The 24545-nt window shown below is 35.0% G+C and carries 16 protein-coding genes and 1 pseudogene; 6 read left to right on the top strand and 11 right to left on the bottom strand.

The window, feature by feature from the left end:
• Positions 1–1497 (bottom strand): HD-GYP domain-containing protein, encoded by a 1497-nt coding sequence (locus LEP1GSC049_RS217670; RefSeq protein ID WP_004756751.1) that lies wholly within the window; start codon positions 1495–1497, stop codon positions 1–3.
• 696 nt (positions 1498–2193) lie between these two features.
• Between LEP1GSC049_RS217670 and LEP1GSC049_RS2000000227850 the strand changes: the two are divergent.
• Positions 2194–3070, top strand: a pseudogene (locus tag LEP1GSC049_RS2000000227850) (DUF2071 domain-containing protein).
• Positions 3071–3077: 7 nt separating this feature from the next.
• Here the strand turns inward: LEP1GSC049_RS2000000227850 and LEP1GSC049_RS217655 are convergent.
• Together LEP1GSC049_RS217655 and LEP1GSC049_RS217650 are read right to left on the bottom strand one after the other, a co-directional pair.
• On the bottom strand, positions 3078–4547 hold the full coding sequence (locus tag LEP1GSC049_RS217655; RefSeq protein WP_004756829.1) for an HD-GYP domain-containing protein: 1470 nt from the start codon (positions 4545–4547) through the stop codon (positions 3078–3080).
• A gap of 169 nt (positions 4548–4716) precedes the next feature.
• Positions 4717–5331 carry an ACT domain-containing protein gene (locus tag LEP1GSC049_RS217650; protein ID WP_004753870.1) on the bottom strand — a complete coding sequence of 205 codons (615 nt, stop codon included), beginning with the start codon at positions 5329–5331 and terminating at the stop codon, positions 4717–4719.
• Positions 5332–5503: 172 nt separating this feature from the next.
• Here LEP1GSC049_RS217650 and LEP1GSC049_RS217645 point away from each other — a divergent pair, with 172 nt between their 5' ends.
• Together LEP1GSC049_RS217645 and LEP1GSC049_RS217640 are read left to right on the top strand one after the other, a co-directional pair.
• Positions 5504–7324 carry an ABC transporter ATP-binding protein gene (locus LEP1GSC049_RS217645; protein ID WP_004768876.1) on the top strand — a complete coding sequence of 607 codons (1821 nt, stop codon included), beginning with the start codon at positions 5504–5506 and terminating at the stop codon, positions 7322–7324.
• Positions 7325–7378: 54 nt separating this feature from the next.
• On the top strand, positions 7379–7777 hold the full coding sequence (locus tag LEP1GSC049_RS217640) for an SET domain-containing protein (protein ID WP_004754145.1): 399 nt from the start codon (positions 7379–7381) through the stop codon (positions 7775–7777).
• Here the strand turns inward: LEP1GSC049_RS217640 and LEP1GSC049_RS217635 are convergent.
• Both LEP1GSC049_RS217635 and LEP1GSC049_RS217630 read right to left on the bottom strand, forming a co-directional pair.
• On the bottom strand, positions 7766–8992 hold the full coding sequence (locus LEP1GSC049_RS217635) for a DUF3095 domain-containing protein (RefSeq protein WP_004759751.1): 1227 nt from the start codon (positions 8990–8992) through the stop codon (positions 7766–7768). The genes LEP1GSC049_RS217640 and LEP1GSC049_RS217635 overlap by 12 nt on opposite strands.
• 641 nt (positions 8993–9633) lie before the next feature.
• Positions 9634–11676, bottom strand: a complete 2043-nt coding sequence (locus LEP1GSC049_RS217630) for a sigma-54-dependent Fis family transcriptional regulator (RefSeq protein ID WP_004754567.1) — start codon at positions 11674–11676, stop codon at positions 9634–9636.
• A 516-nt stretch (positions 11677–12192) separates the two neighbouring features.
• Here LEP1GSC049_RS217630 and tilS point away from each other — a divergent pair.
• Positions 12193–13485 carry a tRNA lysidine(34) synthetase TilS gene (tilS, locus tag LEP1GSC049_RS217625; protein ID WP_004780993.1) on the top strand — a complete coding sequence of 431 codons (1293 nt, stop codon included), beginning with the start codon at positions 12193–12195 and terminating at the stop codon, positions 13483–13485.
• A complete protein-coding gene (gene yihA / locus LEP1GSC049_RS217620; protein WP_004756649.1) occupies positions 13482–14135 on the top strand; it encodes a ribosome biogenesis GTP-binding protein YihA/YsxC in 654 nt (217 codons plus the stop codon). The genes tilS and yihA overlap by 4 nt, the downstream gene beginning before the upstream one ends.
• Before the next feature lie 333 nt (positions 14136–14468).
• On the opposite strand, the gene LEP1GSC049_RS217615 is transcribed toward yihA, so the two are convergent.
• The 3 genes from LEP1GSC049_RS217615 to LEP1GSC049_RS217605 all read right to left on the bottom strand — a co-directional run bounded on the left by LEP1GSC049_RS217615 (position 14469) and on the right by LEP1GSC049_RS217605 (position 16675).
• Entirely contained in the window at positions 14469–15143 is a 675-nt protein-coding gene (locus LEP1GSC049_RS217615; protein ID WP_016560625.1) for a hypothetical protein, read from the bottom strand.
• A 115-nt stretch (positions 15144–15258) separates the two neighbouring features.
• Entirely contained in the window at positions 15259–15609 is a 351-nt protein-coding gene (locus LEP1GSC049_RS217610; RefSeq protein ID WP_004754154.1) for a PilZ domain-containing protein, read from the bottom strand.
• Between the two features lie 127 nt (positions 15610–15736).
• Complete coding sequence (locus LEP1GSC049_RS217605; protein WP_004756825.1) at positions 15737–16675, bottom strand: MBL fold metallo-hydrolase; 939 nt, start codon at positions 16673–16675, stop codon at positions 15737–15739.
• Between the two features lie 49 nt (positions 16676–16724).
• Here LEP1GSC049_RS217605 and trmB point away from each other — a divergent pair, with 49 nt between their 5' ends.
• Entirely contained in the window at positions 16725–17378 is a 654-nt protein-coding gene (trmB, locus tag LEP1GSC049_RS217600) for a tRNA (guanosine(46)-N7)-methyltransferase TrmB (RefSeq protein WP_004756598.1), read from the top strand.
• A 793-nt stretch (positions 17379–18171) separates the two neighbouring features.
• On the opposite strand, the gene LEP1GSC049_RS217595 is transcribed toward trmB, so the two are convergent.
• From LEP1GSC049_RS217595 to LEP1GSC049_RS217585, 3 genes are all read right to left on the bottom strand, one after another.
• Positions 18172–21765, bottom strand: coding sequence for a tetratricopeptide repeat protein (locus LEP1GSC049_RS217595; RefSeq protein WP_004759757.1), 3594 nt, complete (start codon positions 21763–21765; stop codon positions 18172–18174).
• Complete coding sequence (locus LEP1GSC049_RS217590; RefSeq protein WP_004756772.1) at positions 21762–23381, bottom strand: LIC10124 family lipoprotein; 1620 nt, start codon at positions 23379–23381, stop codon at positions 21762–21764. Before LEP1GSC049_RS217590 ends, LEP1GSC049_RS217595 begins: the two co-directional genes overlap by 4 nt.
• Before the next feature lie 153 nt (positions 23382–23534).
• The gene (locus LEP1GSC049_RS217585) at positions 23535–24464 is read right to left on the bottom strand and encodes a FecR family protein (RefSeq protein WP_004755332.1); all 930 of its coding nucleotides are present in this window, start codon (positions 24462–24464) and stop codon (positions 23535–23537) included.
• Positions 24465–24545: the final 81 nt, after the last annotated feature.

Here is a 24545-nt window from a genome sequence, read left to right on the forward strand (position 1 = left end):
TTAAGCAGCAGAACGAGGAACCGTTCCTCTAAAACTTTGATCTACCTTCTCGTATAAACTCGGCTCTAATTCGGGATCAATAATGTAAATGACTCTTCTCGGATCCATACTGTTATTTAAATCGAATACCGCTTTTCTTTTATCCTGACGGAAAGAATGAGGATCATAACCCTGAATTTTAATCTTACCTTTATTGATGATCACAGGACGAATCGTTCCGATTCTTTCCAAAAGTGGTCTAGTCTGATGTCTAAAAATTTCTTTAATCACACAAGTTTCAAAATGAATCTTTCTTTGAGAATCCGTAGAAACGACTATAACGTAGTCACCTGGATTCAAAACGCTACGGTTTTCACAAAGGCTGAGCGCCATAAAATCGAAAAAATCTCGAACAATCTTTTCGTTATAAGAAAAGAAACTATTGTTTAAAATCAACTTCATTGAGGTAAGAGCGTCATAAGAGTTACGCCATTCTTGATCCGAACTTAGAGAAGCAAACTCTCCAGAAATCGAAATGATTCCCGGGTCTTCGTCCGTATAAGTATTGTTAAGTGCATAATGGATTTGTTTTTGAATGTCTTCGATCAAAATTTTTTTTGTTTTATCATCCTTATATTTTTGAAGATATTCGGTCAACCTTCGAATAATTATATTTGTAGTAGGATAATTATTGTTTAAACCTTCTCCTCGGAAGGTTCTATGACTATTCAGAACTGCGGATTTAACTTCCGAATTAACTCCGCTTAAATTTCCTATCATAAGATAACTGATGATAGGATGATTTTTAATGTAATCAAATTCTTCAGGACGAAGATCTGTATGGTTCGGAAGTTTCATTCTGGATTTTCCTATATCCACCATAAAGGAAGCGAGCATAATATTGAGTTGTTTTGTCTTTTGAATTTCGTTATCGGTTTTACTCAGAGCTTTCAATCCTCTTAATTTCATCGCCATAGCGATTACCGTACGTTTGGTCATCATCTCGGAATCGGCTTTGATTCCCGCCTGTCTCATCACTTCAATCACGTTCACAAGTCCGAGCTCCATATCTGTACTTCCCTTAAAATCCGCGAGAATATCATCGATACCTTTTTGAACCAAACGAATATGGTTGTTGGTTAACGGAAAATGTTTGAGTTCCTCTAAAAGTTCAGAAGCTTCTTTGGCAAGAGCCACTGTAAGATTTGGATTTACAAGTTTGGTAAACGAAACTTCCCTTCCGTGAACCATATCTGGATTATCTTTTGGTTTAATAACTTTATCTTTTTCTGAAATAAGAAAATAAATTCCTTGGCTTTCAAATTTTTGAAGTCTAGTGACATCCTCTTCGGATGCATCCGATTTTTTATGAATTAAAATCTGTCCGTTTTTATTATAAAAATCGACCGGTATTTCACTTTGACTAATAAAACTCTTGATAACATCAGAATTAAATTCGAACTTTTCTAGAAGTTCTCTATTAACCGACTGCGAGTGATGGCTTGCATTAGAATTCATTTTATCAAATTCCGTTAATTATAGTTGGGGAAAGAGTTGTATTGTAAAAAAAATTTCGACAACCCTTTCCTAAAGAACGATACACAATCCGACTGGAAAAAAATTATTTATGAAACGTACATTCTAACCAAAAGTCACAGAAATTCAAAAAATTATTTCCAAAAATCATAGAAGATTTTTATAAAAAGAGCTGCGATGAATTAGGACGTTTTTCCAGGAAAGTCCATTTTGAAGTCAGTTTTTTCTGTTTAGCGGAGTTATTTGAAAACGTTCATCATAACTTTAGAATTGTTAATCTCAGTGTTTGGAATTTTGTTCTAAACGGGAGTTCGTTTTACTTAGAACTATATAATAAACCACAAATTTTTATCTCAAACTCATTTGAATGCAAAATATTGGAACTTTGTTATAATTATTACTGATCTGTATAAAATTGAGTATCGTTAATTCTATCACAAAACGCTGATTCCATGTAAAATATTAGGTACTTATTACATAGTTATGAGTAGTAGAATGAATTCAAAAAATAGAGCCTTTGAAAAATTAACTCTCGATCATGTTTCTGTTTCACGAAATCGTTGATTGAAGAAGTTTTGTTAATCGACGCTATGGAATTTCTTAATAACTCTAATATATTTGCTGAAATAGTTGGGATTTAAAAAAGCAAAAACTTATCGGTTATTTTAAGCTATTCTAATGCATTACAAAAATCAATTTATTCACAACAATCAAAACCTGATTGCAAAAACTTTGAATGTATTTTTAAATAATATTTTATTTATCAAGATAAAAAGAATCGTTTTTTATCCATTTACAAAAATTGGCTTAAAGAGTGATATAAAAAACGTTGTTTTTATGAACTGGATGGTTCCTATAAAAAAAGTAGAACATCTAATTTCAAAACATGCAAAAGTTAGAATATATGATGACCAAGTATTATCCACTATTCTTACATACGAACATGGAAATTTTAGACCTACCATATTTAATAAAATCAAATCTATTTTCGGTTCCCCTTTACAGAGTAATTGGAGATTATATATCAAGAATCATGAACTTTTCAAAACGAGCGAATCTGCTGTATATTTTATAAAAAATATAATGAACAGTTTTACTTATGCGATAGATAGGTAGTAGAGTTTTTAGTAATATCCTTCAAACTCATCTCCCTGAAAAATTTGAACATTATCGTGATACAAACAAAATCATAACCAAAATACTTTCCGGCAAAAGTAGCGCACCTGATTTGAAAATAATTTTGGAGTTCGCATCGAAATGGCAATTACCTTCGAACATGCAACCATTCTTTTTAGATTCTAAAAATTTAATCGATATAATTTGTAATCAGGAATTTGCCATTTCTAATCAACCAGACAAAAACAAATATGCTGTAGCCCAAATCAATTTACAATTCAATCATATTGATATCCAACCTTTAGAAGTTAAAATCTTTGAAAGTAAATGGCTAAAAGAGATAATTTCTGATTCTCTTTGTTTTGCTTTTATTATTAAAAATCTTACATTTTTAACTTTAGGAGAAAAAATAATTACAATCCAAACGGATGAACCATAATTGATTTTTAAGCGCTCTCTTTAGGAATTTCGCCGGTTTGTTTAGTCAATTCCTCATAAAGACGAGCGTCCATATTAGAATCCAAAACGTAGACAATCCTTCTAGGATCTTGGTTTTTTTCGAGATTATAAACCGCTTTTCTGCGATCCAACTTTAAAGAAGCAATATCAAATCCTGAAATCCTAAGTTTTCCCATATTACTGAAGTTAGGTTTAATGGTTCCTATCCTTTCTAACATAGGACGAATTTGGGTTTTGTACATTTCTCGAATAATACAAACTTCAAAAAAAACTTTTTGATTAGAATCTTGTGTGACCACGATCACAAAATCCCCTTCCCGAATAAAAGGCTGATTATTACACAAAGAAAGACCAATATGATCGTAAAAATCTCTCAGAGTCTTTTCATTATATGCAAAAAAACTGTTATTCAAAATTAGTTTCATTGCAACCAAAGGATCAAAAGCTTCTCTCCATGCCTGTCTCGTGGTCAAGGACGCAAACTCTCCCGCAATGGAAATAACCCCAATATCTTCCATAGGAAGATTATTAGTAAGAATATTTCGAATTTGTTTTTGAATATCCGCGACCAAGATGGTTCTTTTAGGATCGTCCTTATACTTCTCCTTATAAACGTTGAGTTTATGAATAAGAACTTTCGGTTGAGGATAATTGTTATTCATTCCTTCCCCTTTATGAGGACGGTGATGATTAAGAACCAAAGTTTTGATGTTATCGTCCAAATCCGGAAGATTTGCTATCATAAGATAACTGATAATCGGATGGTTTTTGATATATTCAAACTCCTCCGCTTTTAGATCTCTCTCCATCGGAATCTTCATCTGAGTATAACCCACATCCGCAAGATAAGAAGACATCATTAGATTCATTTGATCTAATTTTTTCTGTTCCATGTCCACCTTGGTAAAAGCTTTTCCGGCTCTTACTTTCATAGCCATTGAAATCACAGTGCGTTTTGTAAGTATTTCGGAATCCATAGGAACTCCCGCGCTACTCATAACTTCTATGATGTTGACCAATCCGGTTTCCATGTCCGGAGTTGATTTAAAATCTTCTAATATTCCGTCTATGGATTTATTCAGGTGTCTTAACTGATTTCCGTGAAGAGGAAACTTTTTTAATTCGGATAAAAAGTTGGAAGCGTTTTTAGCAAGATCTACGGTCAACTCAGCGTTAACCAGTTTGGCAAAACTGACGTCTCGACCGTTTACGTTATTTGGTCCATCACCTTGTTTTCCTCCGGAAATCTTTTCAAATTCGGATTTTAAAAAGTAAATCCCTTGGCTTTCGAACCTTAATAATTTTGTAATGTCGTCTCCGTCTGCATTTTCCTTTTTATGAATTAGAATCTGTCCGTTTCTATTATAAAAATCGACGGGAATTACGCTGTTAATTTTAAAATGCTGGATGATTTCTTCTGTAAAATCGAATTTTTGTAAGTCTTTCTGCGCGTCCATAAGAATAATCTTAAATAGTGAATTTTACTTTTTGAATATAGCTACGCTAACTAACGTAGATTAAAATAATCGCTTAAGAATTTCATTTTTAATCCATGAAAAGGCGGGAATAAAACGTTTGCACCGAATATTTTGAATAAGAGACGAAAAAAAAATATTTTACCAATCACTACTTCCATGAAGAATTCAAACTAATTTCAAGTATATTCCGGCTGACGCGATCTTCCAAGGAAGTACCAGCAAAACCCACTCCTTTTGTATCGGATAGAATAAACGTATCCTGAGCATGGTTTCCGGTTCGATCTGTACGAATTTTCGCTGAATGAATGTTAATACCATTTTCTTTTAAAACCCCGGTAATAAAATAGAGAAGTCCCTTTCTATCTGGAGCTTCGAGTGAAAATTTCGTTCTAGTTCCAAATTCAACATCTTCAAATTCTAATCTAGAATCCGCACTTAAATGAAACGTATTTCTAAGATCGATTTCGCTTGAGTGATGAATAATTTCTTCTAAAACAAAGTCATCTGTAAATACGGAAGACATCAAAACTCCCAATTTGGAAGCCTTAATCTTAGAATCGGTTTCCTCCGACTTTAACGTAAAAATATCGTAACTATAAAATTGACCGCCTTCTTCTATTGTTTCAATGTCTCCCGAAACAATTTCCCAACCCATAAAAAACATCGCTTTCACCATTTTATGAAGAGTACCTGGAGCGGTTTCGGACGTTTTTAACGTGACCGTATAAAACCCACCGTTTTCCTTATAGTGAAATTGAATCATTCTATAGACCCGGTTACAAAGATAATTGCCCGTTTCAAAAAAAACGACTCTTTTCCGACCGTATTCTGTCTCTTATCGGGTGAAAAATTCTTGCCTCAAGATTTTGGGTGAAAACAGTCAAAGTAGAGTGGAAATAGAAGATATTCGCCGAAAATAAAAGGACTTATTTCCCATGAAAAGACCTCTCGAATACAATCCAGAATTGATCCAAAAATCGGAACCTTTACCCGAAAAGGGTTCTTCTAAAAAATGGAAGGTCCCAAATCCAAAAAAAGAAAAAGCGGGTTCGGAAACGGAAGGTGCTCCTAGTCTATTGATTTTCGGTTTATTCCGATTCGCTAAAAAGTATAAAGGAAGAATTTTCTTAATCATAGGACTTCTTTGTTTTGAAATTGGATTTTATGCGAGCATTCCATTTAGTTTTAAGTATTTAATCGATGAAGCACTGATCAATCGAAACCAAAACGCTCTCTATTGGATCGGTACTTATCTTGCCATCGGAACGATCGCTTTTGCAATTCTCGGAACCTTAAGAGATTATCTTTATAATTGGGCATCCGCAAGAATCATCCAAGACTTAAGACTACAAATGTATGAACATTTGGATCAACTGAGTTTAGATTTCTTTTCCAACAATAAGTTAGGAGATATACTTTCCAGATTTTTCAACGACCTTGCGGCATTAGAACATGCACTTTTAGCGTTCATTCCTTGGGGCTTAGGTCCGTTATTAGAAGCGATTTTCGGAACCATTCTACTTTTTTTATTAGATTGGAAATTGGCTTTAATTGCACTTTTGATTTGGCCGATTAGCTTTTTAGGTCCAGGTTTTTTATCTAGAAAATCAACTGAAATCAGTTATACAAGAAAATTAGAAGAAGCTCAAGTATTAAGCCTTGTTGAAGAATCCATTTCCGCCCAGAATTTAATCCGTGCCTACGATCTAAGCGACTATTTCTTTGCCAGATTCAAAAACAATTGCGAAAAATTATTTCAAGTTTCTCTCAGATTGGGATTAACAAATTCATATTTGGAACGTTCCGCTGGTTCCGGGATTTTACTTCTTCAAGGAGTTTTATTACTTGTAGGAACTATATTCGCATATCATAATACTCTTAGTATTGGAACGTTAGCCGCCTTTTTACCTCCGTTTTTGAACTTAAGTTATTCCTTATTATACCTTTCCCAATATTTACCAGCTCTGAACCACGCGAGCGGCTCTGCAAAACGAATTTTAGAACTATTACGAACCCCCGTTTTCGAATCGAATCCAGAAGAATCTTCAATCCCAGAACTCAAAGAAGCGATTCATTTCGAAAACGTTCACTTTCGATATAAGGGAAGGTCTAAAAATTTAAGCGACATCACTTTGACAATTCCCAAAGGGAGTTATACTGCAATCGTAGGTGGCTCGGGAGTCGGCAAAAGTACTTTCATCAAACTTCTATTAGGAATGGTTCAACCAAACGAAGGAAGAATTCTTTTCGACGGTATGGACATTAATTCTTTATCTAGAAGTTCCGTTCGATCTTTAGTAGGAGTTGTATTTCAAGAAACATTCCTTTTTAATACTACGATTTTTGAAAACATTCGGATCGGTAAACCAAGTGCAACTTTAGAAGAAGTGATCGAAGCCGCTAAAAGAGCCGAAATCCACGAAACAATCCTTTCTTTGCCCATGGGTTACGAAACGAACGCCGGAGACAGAGGGACTAAACTTTCCGGCGGAGAGAGACAAAGAATCGCAATCGCAAGAGCTTTTTTAAGAAATCCTCAGATCCTACTTTTGGATGAAGCGACTTCTTCTTTGGATCCAGTAACGGAAGCGAGAATTATGAAAACGCTTTCTTTGTTAAGAGAAGGAAGGACCGTAATCTCCGTTACTCACAGGCTTTCAACAATTCGAGAGGCTGACCAAGTTTTTCAAATGCGGAACGGTAAACTAGAAAGATTTTCGGTTCCTGAACCTGAACAACAAGCAATGGTCTTGTAAAGAATCCGTTTTCTTACTTGCATTTTTTTTCCGGGCTAATTTACATTCCTTCCAATGCTTTTAGTTCCCACTTACATCGCAGATTCTCCGATCGGCGGTTTTGGCCTCTTTGCAGGTCGAGATATTCAAAAAGGAGAATTGATTTGGAAATATCATCCTAAAACTGTCTGGGTTTTAACTGACTCCGAATTAAATTCACTCCCGAATTCCGTTCAAGAAATGTTTCGCACATATTCTTATCTAACAGAAGGGAAATGGTTTTACTGTTCTGATAATTCCAAATTTATGAACCACAGTGACGATCCAAATACGAAAGAGGATTTTACGAGCGATCAAACCAATCCGACAGGACAGGATAGCGCGACTAGACTAATTCTAAAAGGAGAAGAGCTTACTTGTAATTATAAGCTCTTTGACGATAATTGGAAAATCAAACTCGGTTTAATCTCTTGAAGTTTTAATCTGTTCCTTAAGTTGAGCCGCTGCTAGGGCATAACCTCCGTCGGCGGAGTCCACAAAATGAACTTCTCTTATAGAACCCTCGTGTAAAGCACAGGTCATTAAAGCTCTATCAGAGACATGATAACCATAAAATAGTTTTCCTTGTCGATAGAGATCATCCAAAAATTTGAGAAAAGATTCTCTAGAACTCGAATCACAGGCAATCACCATTTTTAAGGTTCCGTCATATTTTCTAAAGTCAGAAGCGATCACTTGAGACTTTCTTAATTCTCTAAGTTCTTTCCCGTTTACTTTTGGACCAAATCTCCATTGTGTTTTGATAGCAAGATTGACTGCGAGTCCTTCGATTTTGATTTTAATCCTTCTTAAAAAATGAAAAATTCCGGTTCTACTTCCGGAATGAACCGTGGCTTCTTTACTCGGGTATTTTCCGGACAAATCCACTTTAATTTTTTCTTCCTTGAGAGGATGAATTTCCACATCACTTCCTAAAAGTAAACTTACTTGGTCTAAAACTATTTTTAACAATTCTTGATCGGAAGCAACGCTTGAAGAATTCATCTTAACGATAAACGAAACCGTTTCTCCTCGATGACTCGGAATATCCTGCCAACGACAAGTAAACCCGGTAAAGTCGGGTTTGATTTTAATTTTATGTGTTAAAGGGATGATATAAGGATTAGAGAAATCGTCGTTTTTAATAAAACTTTCCGCTACGTCCAAAGCGTTACCTGTTAAAATCGCTTGATTGTAAAAATCAGAAATTTTTAATTTACAAAGTTTTAATTCTTTTCCGGTTCTTTTCAACTCCCCTACGTTTACAATCCCTGCTCTGAGTTTTAATCCGAAGTTACTTTTTACTAATTCTCGGATCGAAAATAAAATGTCTTTTACGCCTGGAAGAACACTATCCGGAAGCAACAAAGTCATTCCATCTCCACCGAATAAAAATGGATAGTCCATATCTCCCATAAGATTAGAAACCGCCATTGCAGTGATACAACCCGCAATGTTTACGTCTTTATAATGTCCACTTCGAATAGCATCCGTAGAATTTACTACGTCCGTAATGATTAAATTCCAATCGTCCGGAACGGTAAAATAATTGGAAGGTTCTATAATATCCGTAAAGGAAGAAAGCGAAGGTAGATATTTATAAAAATTCTGAGTGTTTAATGCGGCTTTTTGATCAACGGTTTGAATCATTCTTTTTCACCTAATTATAATTGTATTTTATTAGAAAACTTTAAACTTCTTCATATTCATAAGTTCCTTTCCATCAGAAAAGATTTTGGAATTTATATTAAAACAATTATCACAAATTTATGATTTTGGAATCGGTTTTAAACTAATTTCAAATTCCATCCTAATTCGAAAGTTTCAAAATGTATCAATGTACTACATTTAGAAATTTTTAAAATTTTTACACTTATTTTTTAAATTAAATTTAAGTATCGAAAACAATGTCGTTTAAGCTCCTTATATTCAATTTCATTTATTAGATTTGTTGAAAAATTCCATAGTGCGATTAACAAAATTACTTTAATCGACCGTTTTAATAAAACAGATGGAGAATTAATTTTTGAATAACCTATTTGTATAAAATGAACTTTTATAATACCGATCTTACTATTAAATTGGAATTAAATAGTAGTTCACACAATCTTCTCCTTCTCCCTAACGAAACCATAAATTAAGTCACATTATGTGATTTATGGCTTTTTAAGCGTCTTCTTTCTACTCATTCCTGCTATGGATTTGGATAAAACGTTTTGTCAATTGTGAAAGTAGTAAACGAAAATAACTACAAGTCCCGAAATTAACCCAAACTCTAAACGACCTAAATATCAATAATCGATTTTAAGATCTTTGATTTTTTTATCCAAAGTATTTCGATTAATTCCTAAAAATTTAGCGACTCTCGTCTTTGTATATTTGAACTTTTTCATCGCGTATTTAATCAAACGAGCTTCTACTTCTCCAACTACAACTTCGATAGCTCTTCCATCGAGTGCATCCAAGTTTGAAGAGGAAAATCTAGAATTGGCAATTTCCACAGAAGATTCGGAATCTCCAGTTTCCGGATCAAAATCCTCATCTCCATAAAGAAGACGTCCGTTGATCTCGGAGAAATCTTGAATATCCAACATTTCCAATTGAGAAAGTACAACCGCACGTTCTATTACATTTTCAAGTTCCCGAACATTTCCGGGCCAACTGTAATTCATCAAAAGTTTATGCGCTTCTCTTGTGACTCCCGTGATTTTTTTACCGTTTTCTTCGGTATACTTTGCAATGAAGTGATTGATCAGAAGAGGAATGTCATCCGATCTTTCACGAAGAGGAGGAGTCACCATATTTACAACGTTCAATCTGTAAAAAAGGTCCGGTCTGAATTTTTTTTCAGAAATTAATTTTTCCAAATCCGCGTTAGTCGCTGCTATCACTCTTACGTCTATCTTTTTAGGTTTAACGGAACCGACGGCTTCGATTTCTTTCTCTTGCAGAACTCTCAAAAGTTTAGATTGTAAATTGAGATCCATTTCTCCGATTTCGTCCAAGAAAATCGTTCCCGTATCAGCCATCTCGAACTTACCTTTTTTATCAGAAACTGCTCCCGTAAAAGAACCTTTTTTATGACCAAAAAGTTCGCTCTCAAGTAAGTTTTCAGGAATTGCGGCACAATTGATTTTGATAAACGGTTTATCGGCGCGGGAAGAATTATAATGAATTGCAGAAGCGATCATTTCTTTACCGGTACCGGATTCTCCAGTAATCAAAACGGAAGCTCTAGAATCGGAAACAAGATGAATCATTTCAAAAAGTTTTTCCATTGGTTTGGATTTACCGATCAAAGAACCGAATTTATATTTATTCTTTAATTCCCTTTTGAGAAGAACGTTCTCTCTAGAAATTTCTCTTTTTTCCTCGTCGATGAGTTTTTGAATCCGAATCGCTTGGTAAATCACGGACGCAACTACTTGCAAAAAATCTAAATAAGTTTTTAAATCGATGTATTTTTTATGAACAAAATAAACGCTTACAACTCCTAAAACGTCCGTATCGGATTTGATCGGAGCGGCAAGAAAACTAACGTTCTCCGGATTGTTTTTAAAATGAGCTGCATTCCCCACACGATTTAAAAAATTTTCGTCGTTTGCAATGGATTCGATGATGATGGGTTCTCCCGTTTCAAAAACTTTTCCGGTAACACCTTCTCCGGGAAAATAAACTCCCTTTTCCATTTCTTCGGCGGTTAAACCGGAAGCTGCTTCCAATTTCAAAATTGCTTTTTCCGGTTCGAAAAGTACAATACTCCCGCGTTCTAAGTTCAGGGATTTTTCCAAACGATCCATAATGTCTTCAAAAATTTCTTGAAGTACTAAAGTAGAAGTAACGGTTCTGGAAATATCAATCAGTACTTGTTGAATTTTATTTTTTTGTTCAAGTTGTCTAAAAATTTGTAAGTTCTTAAAAATCTGAGCGGCTTGATTGGCAAGAGTAGAAATAATTTCTAAATGTTCTTCGTTAAAAGCTCCTTTACGACTGGAATCCAAAGAGATTACGCCGATCACTACGTCTTCAACGATCATCGGAACTGCGAGTTCCGACATAATATCATCCTTTATGGAAATGTAATGTGGATTTGCGGTAACGTCGCTGACGATCATACCTTCGCCCGACGCGGCTACAATTCCGGTAATTCCTTCTCCAACTTTCAGTTTTACCTTAGTTCGAACGGAAGGATTCATTCCGCGGAAAGTCACAATGTCTAAAACGTTTTCTTTCTCATTGACCAACATCAGAGAGCCGGAGCCGACCTCGCAAATCTGAATGCAACGTTCTAAAATTAAATCCAGAAGTTTATCCGGATCTAAGGTAGAATTCATTGCTGTAGCAACTTCTTGTATAGATCTTAAGGGACTAGGCTTCACATATCCTGACATGCTTAAAATTTTTGCGATTTGACAATTTTGAAGTCAATTCAAATTTTATTTTTCGCCTATTTATAGAGCGATTTTTTTGAATAATGCTGATAAATATCTATAATTTATTCGTTTTTATCTAAGTTGAATTCGACTTTTAGAAAATCTAAGTTTTACTAAATTTATAGACTTATGTAACATTTAAATCTTACATTCGCTCGTAGATACAAACTCCATAAATCAATAAGAGAATATTTTTTAAAGAAAAACCATTCCTTAAAACATAGAATGTAGGATCTACTACTTTTAGAAAGTTTTCTAATGTACTTACAATGAACTTACGTTAAACTAGGCATTCGATCCGATTTGCCGAAATCGAGTTTCTACAAAATTTACTTTAAACGGAATCAATCCGGAAATCAATAGAATAGAAACGATATGACTCTTGGGCAATCCGAAAAAACCCGTTAAGTCAGCACGATGAGAGATAAAATCTCCGAATCCACACAAAAGATTTTTCATGCGGTCTGGGAAAGAATCACTCCTTTTCACGAGATGATCTTATCTCGTCCCGCGGTCCTTTCCTACTCCGGCGGAAAAGATTCATCTATCTTGTTACATTTTTATTTCTGGTTGTGGATAGAAAAAAAAATACCTGCACCTTGTATTTATCATCTAGACCATTCGATCCGGTTCAATTTGGAACAGGAAAAAAAAATCTTCGAATATGCAGATAGTACGTTTCCGTTTTCTAAAATATTCAAAAAAAAGAATATTCCTGTTTTATCAAGAAGATTAGGCAAAACACTTGAAGAAACAGCAAGGGCGTTTCGATATAAGGATCTAAAAAAAATCTCGGATCAATACGAAGGTTATATAGTCACGGGTCATCACTCGAGTGATTATCTGGAGACGATCCTTCTTAACTTGATTCGAGGAGGTGGCTGGAATTCGTTACGAACCTTAGGATGGTATGAAAAAAACCGCTTTAGACCGCTATTTGCATTCGCCAAAGAAGAAATAGAAATAATCTTACAATTCGAACTTTGGAAAATTTTTGAAGACGAATCCAACAATAGCGATGAATATCTTAGAAATCGAATTCGAAACTATATTATACCTTTATTATTAAGAGAAGGAGCCGATCCAGATCGAATTTATAAAAACTTTCATCGGATAGAAAAACCGGTTTCTAAAATTTTTTCCAAAAAGAGTTTACATCATAAAATTCCTTCTTTTTTAAAAATAGATATTTGGGTTTTGAACGACCTTTCTCAAAGAGAAAGAAAATTCTTTATAGATCGTTATCTACGTTCCTTAAATTTATATCCTATAACACGAAATTTTTTCAGAGACCTTACGGATCTTTTACAAAAGGGAAATTCGTTCAGCCTTGAAAACAAAGAAACATGGTTTTGGAAGTCGACTTCTTCCGACCTTTATCTGATTCCTAAAAACTCTCCTTGTTTAAGAGAATTTAGATTTGAACCGAAAGAGATGGTTCTCAAATGGAACGGAAATCAAAAAAAAATCCCTCCGGATTTAATTCCGGATTTATGCCCTCCAGGAGCCAAAATTCGTAAAAACGGGATGAGTATAGAAATTTCCGAAATCTTACGACAAAAAGAGATTCCTGTTCCGGTTAGAAAAATGCTACCCATACTTCGCGGGGAAAGGAAAGTTGATGTGATCTGTCTGAGCCTTTGGGACCCTAAAATAGGCGACATCGTAGCAGACAGAATTTTACCTGACTTTCAGGAGCCCGGAGTATGAACGAGGATCCTCAAAAAAAGGATGAACCATTCTTTAAAGACGTTGAGTTCAAAGCGTCTTACGGAAAAGCAAATCAAATTCCTTCTCAAGGGATGCCTCAGATAGCATTTGCAGGCCGCTCTAACGCCGGTAAGTCCTCCTTACTCAATGCAATTTTAGAAAGAAAATCTCTCGCAAAAGTATCTTCCACACCCGGAAAAACAAAACTACTCAATTTCTTTTTCGTAAATCATTCTATTTATCTCGTGGATTTACCTGGTTTCGGCTATTCTGCAAATTCTCATAAAGATCACGAAGCGATGATGGGTCTTTTGATGGATTACTTGAATCTAGCAAAAGATCTCAAATGTTTATTTTTAGTCTGCGATTCTCAGAGGGAATTACCGGAAGAAGAACTAGAGTTGATCGGAACCTGTTTTGAAAGAAATATAAAACCGGTTTTAGTAAGAACAAAAATCGACAAACTAAATCAAAGTGATCTTTCTAAACTTAGAAAAAAAATGAAAAACATACACGAATTGTATCCTATGCTTGAAACCGTACTTGTTTCTAATAAATCCGGCAAAGGTTTACTCGAACTTAGAAAGATCGTATATTCATTAATTGAAACCACCGAAAATCGTCTAGAAAGAATCGAAGAAATTTCTTAATTTAACGTGAGTTCGTCGTAAGAAGATGAGAAAGAATTTTCTAAAAGTATGAGTTCGTAAAATCGTGATTTGTGGTAGTTCCCATATTTTAGGAATCGAGATCACAATTTTTTTAGAACCATGGATTCTTTAGGCCAAACTTACGTTAAAATAAAGTGCTCAATAGAGTTGTTGAAAAATGAATTCTCCATCTGTTTCTATTTCATGGAAACGAGCAATTGAAATAGTTTTGTTAAACTGAACTATGGAATTTTTCAACAACTCTAATATTTTGCGTTGAAATAGGGCTTTGTGATAAAAATTTACGGTACTCAATTTGATAGGGATCAGTAATTAAACTTTAGCATCTAAAAAATTACCGAGTTTATCAGAAACATTTGTATTGAATATTTTTAAACTCATTCTAGTTTGTTTATCTATAAGTTCCTTAAAAGTATCCATCGTATCTTTTAAAATCGCTTTTAGTTTCTCTTGACTGAGAACCATTTCAAGTTTTCTCTTTTTCTCTTCTAATTCGGTTTTTCGAATAGAATCGAACCCTTTTTCCTCTTCCGCATTTTTTTTCGTTTCGAAAATTTTAAGTTCGGATTCAATTCTACGAATTTCGGATAGAATTTGTTTTTCCCTATCCTCCGATTTAGTTTTAGAAGTTTCTTCTTTTTTAGGAAAATCTTTTTCTTTCAAAGATTCTTGCTGAGTAATTTCAGTATCTTTGCGTAAAGTCTCTTCTGACTTTTTTGTAGTGATCGCCTCGGTCTCACCCGCAACCGCCACTAGTTTTCCATTTCGAAACTCATAATGGATTTTCATATTTAGAGATCGGATTTCGGCTCTGTCTCTCATTGCTTCCGACTTGAATTCGGCAACGTGTCCAAGTTCGTGAGAGATTACGTGTAAAACCGAAGTGGAAGCTGGGGCACTTTCCAACTGTCCATGCCCTATATAATATAGAGACTCATCCTTTGGAATTCCAAGTTGAACCCTATGTTCCCCGCCGCCGATTTTCATCCTAATATTAGTTTCGGCTTATATAGTTCTAAGTTAAGTGCAGTATATAAAATATTTCTAAAATTAGGAAAAATTCTTTGATAAAAAGAAAAATAGGAAATTATAAATACGGATTTTAGTCGGCAGAAGCGATCTTATTTAAAATTTCAGCGATTGCAGCATCCGATAAATTGTGAAACACAAGTCCGTATTTATACTTCTCTTCAATTAAATCTTTTCGGATCACATCCGCTTCAATTGCGGTAGAAAACATAGGAGACATAAACTTAACACGTTCACCCAAAAGGATTTCTTCTCTCGAACTAATCGAGGCGCCGATCATACTCATGTCTTCGAGATTTCCTAATATCTCATTTTTACCTAGAACCATTTTTACTAAATTATTCTTCCGAAAACGTTTATAAAAACGCTTATCTGCAAAAATATCACCTGTAGTTTTTTTTTGTTGTCCTATTTCAGCTCTCATCGCGCCATCCAGAATAACTCAAATCAGATGAAATAAAAGAAAATTTTCACGAAAGTAAAGAATAATAAATCTTTCGATTCTTTTTTAGAGGAATTTTAAACGCAGATTGATTTAAAAAGAAATTTCTTTAGAGAAAAAACGAATCGTTTTCTCGTCCTAAAATAATTTCCATTTTAGAAGAAACTTTCGATTCCTGATGAAAAATTTTAAAAATATCTTCATCCTTATGATCCGGTTCATGATGAGTCAGCACCAATCGTTTAACTTCTAAAATTTCTCCACAACGTACCGCAACTCTACCCGAAGTGTGTCCCCAACCCACTTTTTTTTCGGCTTCTTCAGAACTATACTGAGCGTCTATAATCAACATATCAGTTTTTCCGAAAGTCCTCTTGAGTTCGAAAAATTCTTCAAGATCAGGTTCTTGAACTTCTACATCGGTACAAAACAAGAAACTCTTATCTCGTTCTTCAAATCGAAATCCGGTACAATTTCCTGGATGTCTGAGAAGAAAAGGAGTTACCTTTACGGAACCGATTTCAATACTTTTATTTTTTTCCAAAAGATGAAACGTCTTTTTAGACATCATGCTCGATAAGGAAACCGGAAAATGTTCCTCATTTTGTTGTCTTTCAAATCTTTCTTGAAGATTGGGAATGGTGGAATAAAAATGAATATCTACTCCAGGAAAGTAGGCTGGTTTAAAAAACATCCAACCTTGTATATGATCCCAGTGAGTATGTGTGATCAAAATGTGAACCGTATCTCCCGGCTTAAAACCCTCTGCTAGTAAATCGTTTCCTAATTGTCTAATCCCAGATCCACAATCTATAATATAACGTTCTCCAGACTGAGCTTGTATAAAAACACAGGTTGTATTTCCACCAATGGTTCGGGATAAAGATGGATCTAAGGAATTCAAAAATTCTTCCTCTGAAAAGGTTTTGTCATTCCGTTTGATCTCGGAATGTGCTGCCTTCAGAATCTTAAGAATTTTTTCTCTGTATTCAGATTCACTCAGTGGTGTGGGGAGTGAACCCCTTACGCCGTATAATTTTATTTTCACTGTATTATATTAGACAAACAAAATGTGTAAAATTCCCTGACGAGAAACCATGGTCCAAGATCTCGAACAAAAACTCTGGTCGATTGCAAGTGGTGTTCCCTTCGCTTCTGATTATTTTTTGCAAGCCAGCCCTACAAGGAAACTGAAAAAAGAAAATTTATTCTCAAAAGTATTCGAGACATATTTTTTAGAGTTAGGCTCCGGTTGGGGAGAAGTGGCAATCTCGATGGCTCTTGAAAGACCTAACACCGGTTTTATATTGATGGAAAAGAAATTTGATCGAATCCGTCACACGATACGCGAAATCGAAAAACATTCCCTCGATAATGTGAAAATTCTTTGCGTTAATTTCAATTGGTTTCTAGAGGAAATATTTGAAGAAAATTTATTTTCCGAAATTCTACTTAACTTTCCCGACCCTTGGCCTAAAAAAAGACATCATAAAAAAAGAACGGTGAATTCTAAATTTTTAGAATCTCTGAAAATTCTACTTCCTAAAAAAGGTAAATTCTATTTTGCAACAGACTACGGTCCCTATGCAAGGAAAGTAATTCGTCTTTTTAGGGACTCGGAGGCTTTCGATCTGAAAAAGGTAGAACTTAAGTCAGAAAGAAATGAAATTCCAGTCTCTCACTTTGAAAGAAAAAAACGGGAAGAAGGAAAAAGAATTTATTATATAGACCGGATTCTCCTTCAAAAATAAGAACTGCCAAATCACATTTAAAAAAGAATAACGTTAGCTACAGTTGACCATAACTTTATAAAACTTCTATAAAGTGGATTTTTAATTTTTGTTATGACCGTAGAACAATATCTTTATACAGGAATTTGATTTTAAGTTCTTTATTTTTAAGTCTGCCCAAAAACTCATGATAATCCTTTAGAAATTTCTAATAAACTGTTCAAATCCTACGGATTAAATCAAATTCTGGAGGCTGCAAGTTTTCCAGAAATTCTTCATCATCAATTTTTCTAATTTTTAGGTTTGAGCTTGTATCAAAACCTAAAAGAATTTTATACAATCATTCTTTAGAAATTTTTAATAAAATGTAGTAGTTCCTAAATTAGGTCGCATTTAGCAATTTGCGAACTTTCGAGTAGTTCTAGTATCGTTAAATTTTCGTAGTAGCTCCCACATTTTTGTAAAACTCAACCTCAGGGCCGTTGGGAATTCAGCGTCTCACTTTTATGGACGCTCGACAGGTTTTGGGACAGCTTTTTATTATAAATTCAAGTTTTGGGATAAAAATTTAGGATACTCTTTTAAAGACCAATAACTTAGAAACAGAACAAAATGTTTTTATTTGAAAATTATAATTTTCTGATAAACAGGAACTTGCCAAGCCTGCGTGCAAACCAGGCATTTCAACTTAAATAAGTTATTACTTGTTAGCATCACATCGCAAATCATGAAATCGATGATAAATCCCACAAAAAATTGTCGGAAACTCTTACAAAATTTATCTTCAGATCCAAAAATTTACGAAGTATAAACTTCATCGATAAACTAAAGAATAAACTTTTCCTTCTTCGTCCTTTAAAGAATAAGACCAGATCGGTTTACCATCGATACTATATCGAATCGCCTTTCCAGATTTAAAAAGAACAATTCCGTCATCTTTTTTACCCGGAAGAATTCCTTCGATGTCCGTAGCTTCTACGTTAAACGAACTTAATTTAAGAGAACCGGATTCGATACGATAGACGGTTTTTCCCGCATGAAACCAAAGATAAGGAGAACGAACCACAAACTGAGAAGCCGAATCGTTCGGAAGATCAATTGAAGTAGATCTTTCGTTATCGAGCGAAACGATCTTTTTTCCGGACAAAAAGAAAATTCCAGTTTCATAAGATCCTAAATATCTTAGATCTCCGCTTCCCTTGTGATAAACTTTTTTGGCACTCAAGTCCTTTAGAGAAGCATCATATACTTGCGCTTGAATTCCATCTTTCTGAACAATTGAAAATAAAATACCGGATTTAATACCGGACCAAAAAGAACCTTCAAAAACTACGGAACCGTTCAATTCAAGTTGATCCGAATAACTGTAAATTTTAGATTTTTTTCCGGAGACAATTTCAACCAAAACATTTTCTCCGGAAAGATTTGCCTTTTTAACTTCGCCGGAAGGAAGTGCCGTTTCTCTTAACGTGATTCCGGTTTTTAGATCCATAACTTCGATTTTCTTTTCGGAAACTCCGATCAAACGTTTATCCGCCAACAAAAACTTATAAGGTGTGGCGGTTTGGATTCTCCAATGGCGAACTGCACGATCTTTGTCTAAAGATTCCACGCTGGTTCCGTAGTTTAATATTACAGAATTATTAATTATTACCGGTACACCGATCAACTTTCCTCGGCTTTGATAAGACTGAAGAATTACCGGATTATCCTCGTCAGCAATTACCAATCTTTCCGCCTGAGCAGCGTGAGGTGATGATGGAAATTTTTCAGCCAGCTCTCTTCCTAAATCCAAAACCTCTTTTTTAATCGCAGGATTCGCCATTTTATTTTTTTGTTCGGAAAGAATCCGAATCAAAGCGAAAAGATTTCCTTCGTTTCTTTCCAAATCGAGCGCCTTACGAATTTCTTTTTCGGCCTGTTCTAAATCTCCTCGTTTGTAGTAGATATATGAAATCTGATAATGAGCGTCTGAAAATTCTGGATTCTTTTGAATAATCTCCTTAAAAATTCCGATGGCTTCATTATAAAGATTATCATTAAAAAGTATAATTCCTATATTGTAAGGAGCAAGTTCGTTTGCTGCATCCTGTTGTGTTGCGGCTTCAAACTCTTCCTTGGCTAACTTTTTATTTCCAGAATGATATAAGGAAATTCCTTTACCAATTCTCGCTGCTACAAAATCTTTATTGAGTAAAAGTGATCTATCAAAAGCATCAATGGAAGCTTCATACTTTTTTCTTTGAAGGTGTATTATTCCCATCTGATAATGGCTGTAATATGAGTCCGGTTTTTTAGTGAGGATTTCTTTAAAACCGGTTTCAGCTTTGTCTATTTCTCCCTTTCTAAGTAAAAACGCGTTAATCGCTTCTCGAGTCTGAAGATTACGCGTTCCAGGAGGAGGATTTTCCAACATAGAAATTCCTTTTTCCTCACTTCCTAAAGCCAAATGACATTCAGCAATTTTAATATATAGAGTAAGCTTTCCGGTTTTTTGAAAAGCTTCCTGATAAAGTGGTATTGCTTTTTCGTATTGACGTGTATCGAAAAGTTTGTTCGCTTTCTGAATGGTCGGAATTACAGTCGCAAATTTTTGATTCTCTTGAATCGTTTTTCTAGTTTCCGCAATTTCAGGAATATCTTTAGATAATTTTTCTGCTTTGGAAATCCAATTTAAAGCGGAATCGTGATTGTTTTTTTCATTTTCTTCGAGAGAAATTTTATAATACAACATCGCCAAACGAAAGTTAATTGCCTCGTTATTTGGAAATTTTTTCTGAAGATTTTTATAAACGTTTTCAGCCTTTTCGTATTCTTTTTTATCTTCATAAGTTCTTCCTAAAACGATTGCGGCAGAAGGATCGTTTCCGGTTAAATTTTCTAATTCTTTTGTATATTGATTAGCAAGTGTTTGATTTTTTTGAGAGGAATAAAGTCGGATCAATCCTTGAAGCGCCGGGATATTTTGTTTATCGATGGATAACGCCTTTTTAAAATTTTCTTCAGACGTTTTTAATTCTCCGGAAATGAAATACAATCTTCCAAAAGCGTTATAGACGGAAGGTTCTTGCTCAGAAGCCTTTTTAGCCTTTTCATAAAAAGTCTTTGCTACTTTTGTATCTCCTTTTCTGAGGTGTCTATCTCCTTCATAAATTTGTTCCGAAACATCGATAAACGAAATAATTTGTTTCTTTTCGGATTCAGACTTTAAGGACTCGGCTTCTTTTCTCGCGGTTTTATAACGATTTTCTGAAATCAGTAAAAACACTAAATTTGTCACTGGTTCTACAAACGTCGGGTCCAATTCTTTCGCTCTTGTAAAATACACAAGAGCCTTTGCTGGTTCGCCTAACGCTTTCATATTTAAACCCATTTGGTTTTGATAAATCGCATTATTTGGAAACTGAGAAATTGCCTTTTCTAGAACCGATACGGATTTTCTGTAGTTTCCGGTTTTATAATATACTGCTGCAATTCCAGAAATTGCTTCTTGATAGTCGGACTTAAGTGCGAGAGAATTTTCGAACGCTTTTAAGGCGGCTTCGTATTCTCCCGATAAGATCCGAGCGTTACCTAAAAAGATATAAGGTGTTGGGTTTTTGGGATCGTTTTGAATTGCGGTTTGAAAATGAGAAGCTGCTTCCTTATAATTCTTTTTTCTCATCGCCTGATTTCCATTTTCCAAAGCGGAAGCAACTCTAGTTACGGAAGCGGATTTTTTTGCAGATAATAATTCTGGATCATTTTTTCTTGCTTCTTCGAAATAAACCTCAGCTTCTTCATACTTTTTCAACTGCACCGCGGCGTCTCCGAGTTGCATGTTCAACTGAGCTGGAAACGCAAATTCCTTTGCGGGAATTCTTTTGAGAGTTTCATACGATTGTTCGAACTTTCCGAGATTTTTTAAGATCACCGCTTTTTTAAAAGAATAATTGTATTTGTCTTTAACCGGCAAAGATTCTAATTTACTGTAAACTTCAATCGCGTCCTCATTTTTACCCTCAGCCGTGTAGATGATGCCTAACGTAAGTAAAATCTGTTCGTTTTCAGAATCAATATCGGTTCCTTTTTTGAGAGAAACCAAAGCCTCTTGATTTTTACCGAGTTTATATTCAGAAACTCCGGCAAGATAATAACCGGGAGCGGTTGGGTACGTATTGATCGCAATATTAGCTTTTTCTAATGACTTTTCAAAATTCCCTTTTTGAAAGTAAGAATTCCCTTCATTCAAAATTCTTGATACTCTTTTGAGCTTTTCCCTGGTCGCAGAATCTTTTTCCAAAATCGAATCTTGAGTTTGGGATTTTCTAAAATCTTTACTTAAACAATGAATCGTAAATTGTCCGCAAATTAAAACGAATACACTAATCAATATGATCTTGTTTCTCATGGAATTCAAACCTTTCATTTATATCCCTTATATTCGATCTTGAGATTTCTTAACGGAGAACGTTTTGAAAAATTTTCCCCTCTCGTAAGAATGGAAATTCGCCAAACACCAGAAACGTCGAACTTATCTTCTAAAACTTTAGAATATCCTAAATACAATCGAATCGTTCCTTCTTTTACATCTGTTATGATCCGAAAAGGACGTCCGTCTTCTTTATCTTCTTTTCTGAATTTATAAGTTCCGACATTGTTTCCATTGGAAGGAAAAGAATATACACTGAGTCTTTCTTTTTCATATTCTAAACTAATTGTCTTTTTTGAAGTATGAAAAGAAATCGCAATAATCCCGGAATCCGATTCGGCAGTAATCGGAATGATTCCTTCCAGTTCCATATTTTCCGGTACGAATGGAGCAGAAAAAACTCCGTACCATCCCGGTGGTAGAGAAGAAACATTCTGAAAATCTAATGTTTTTCCAGAAAAGGCCTGAAATCCTTTTTCACCGGAAAGTTTCCAGAACTCCGGCTCTGAAATCAAATTATCCGTTTTATAAGGTAAAGCGATCTCCGTAATTTTATCTGCGTCTACGATCAATTGTCCTTCGTAATAGACAAGAGGTCCGTTTTCAGTTTCTCGAACCAATTCTAACTGCATCGCTCCCGGCGTAAGGTTACTTCTATAAAAAGGAGTTTCTCCCACTTTTAAACCGTCTAACGCGACTTGAAGAGCTTCCGGAAAACTTAATATTCTTACGCCACCTAAAGTTCGATCTTCTTTCCATTCTTGATAAATGGAAATTGTTTGGCCTGAACGAATTTGTAAATATTTGTTAATATCTTTTTGTCCCGGACGAGTGATCTGAATTTGTTGTAAACCTTCTGGCAATGGATAATTTCTAAAAGAAGCGATTCCTATCTTTTCTCCTTGAAATAAAACTTCCGTGTCCGCAGAAGAAGCGCTAAATGAAAGATAACCTTGAATTGATTTTTTTAAAATCGAATCGATTTCTCCGGAACTCAAAGATTTTTCCCAAATCGGAACCAAAGAAGATTTTGCATCCAGCGCTAAAACTCCAGAACCATGTTTTAAATAATAAGCTTGGTTAGCCTGTAGTTCGTCTTCGGTTTTAGGAGATTGAAACGATCCGTCCACGTTTCCATAAATGATTTCTTTCACAGGGTCAGTGATTTTTTGATTTACGATCCATTTTCCGGAAACTTCACGAATATCTGTTTTGATCACAGCGTCTACGTTCAACCTTTTGAGTTCTTGAGAAAGTTGAGAAGGATTCTTCCAAAACACCTCTTGAACACGAACTTGTTTTCCTTTTACTTTTGCCCAAATCAAACGTACTTCATCGCTCAAAAAAGCGGCTAACTTAGAATCCATTCCTTCCGAAGTTTGAATCGGAGCTAGAACGAATACTGGAATCGTATTTCCGGTTTTTCGAATTTTATAATCCGAATTAGAACTTCCTCCTAAAATCGCCTCTTCTTCTTTGAGAGATTTAAACGTAGGCTCTTGTAAAACGGAATTGAAGTTTTCGATTTTTTGAACGGAAGAACAATCGATAAGAATCCATAAAAAAGAAAAGGAGAATGTAAAAAATCGTATCGAGCTAAAAATTGATCTCATAACAGTTCCATTATTTGTCCATCGGGTTGAATGAGAAATCCATTATAAAAAGATTGAAAGAACGATCATCCGTAATTTTCAATGATTCGATTAAAAATAAAAAAACCGGGGAAATTTCCCCGGTTGATCCAGTTCAAGGGTTTATCAAAAACCCTAAAATGTTTCTTTTGGATTTAACTTCAGTTTTTCCTTTTGTACATCTTGTTGTACATATTTGGTCTCGTTTACTGCCTTAGCGGTTTTTGTAATCTCGTCCGCGTTATTACGATCCGCTTCTCTTTTTTGAAACGCGGCCTTTACTTCCTCTACAGAACCGGATTGGCTCAAAATTTTAAGTTCTTCACTGGAAGATTTAAGTTCTTCTACTAGTTTTCCGTATTCGAAAGTTTCGTTTTTATGAAGAACAATAAGTTCTTTCATTTCAGAAAGAGAATCGTTTTGAAGTGAACGAATCAGTTTGTCGGTGAGCTTTTGATTCTTTTCGATTCTAAGTTCGCGGTTTTTACTTAGGATCACTTCGGAAGATTCTCCCTTTTTAGAAACTGCAATGGTTCCTTCGATCACTGCAAAGCGAACCGTACAGTTGGCCTTGGCACAATTGATTTTAGATCCTTCCGGGCTTTCCACGGAAGTTAAGAAAGAAGTTCCCCTGACACCTGCAAGTGCAGTCGGAGTAGAAACTGTAAACTCGGTAGTTTTCTGGCCTTTTTTTACCATCGTCACGATTTTTCCGTAGTTCACTTGAACATTTGTATCGGAACCATTCGGATTCATAAGGCTGGAAATTTCTATATCAGAATTTTTAGACATCTTAATAATTCCACTGTCTGCAACCATGATCTCAGCTCCGCCGTTCGCCCCTGTTACAACACGGTCCGTGGAAGAAAGAGAAGCACCTAACTCTGCTTTTTTTTCTCCAGAATCGGAAAGAATTTTTACGTCTCCAAGAAGCCAAACGATTCTTGCGCTGGCAGCGTTAGACTCGGTTTTTACCTGATCGCTGCCGGATGATTTGTTCGTGCTACAAACGAACAATAACATCGTAAACGCGCAGAGAATCACAATACTCAAATAACGTTTCATAAAACCCCCAAACTCTAAAAAGATAACATTTAAAACAACAAATTGTGAGAGAGAAAATTGCAAGAACTTAGAACTAATAAT

It is taken from the genome of Leptospira kirschneri serovar Cynopteri str. 3522 CT (genome assembly GCF_000243695.2).
Taxonomy (GTDB): domain Bacteria; phylum Spirochaetota; class Leptospiria; order Leptospirales; family Leptospiraceae; genus Leptospira; species Leptospira kirschneri.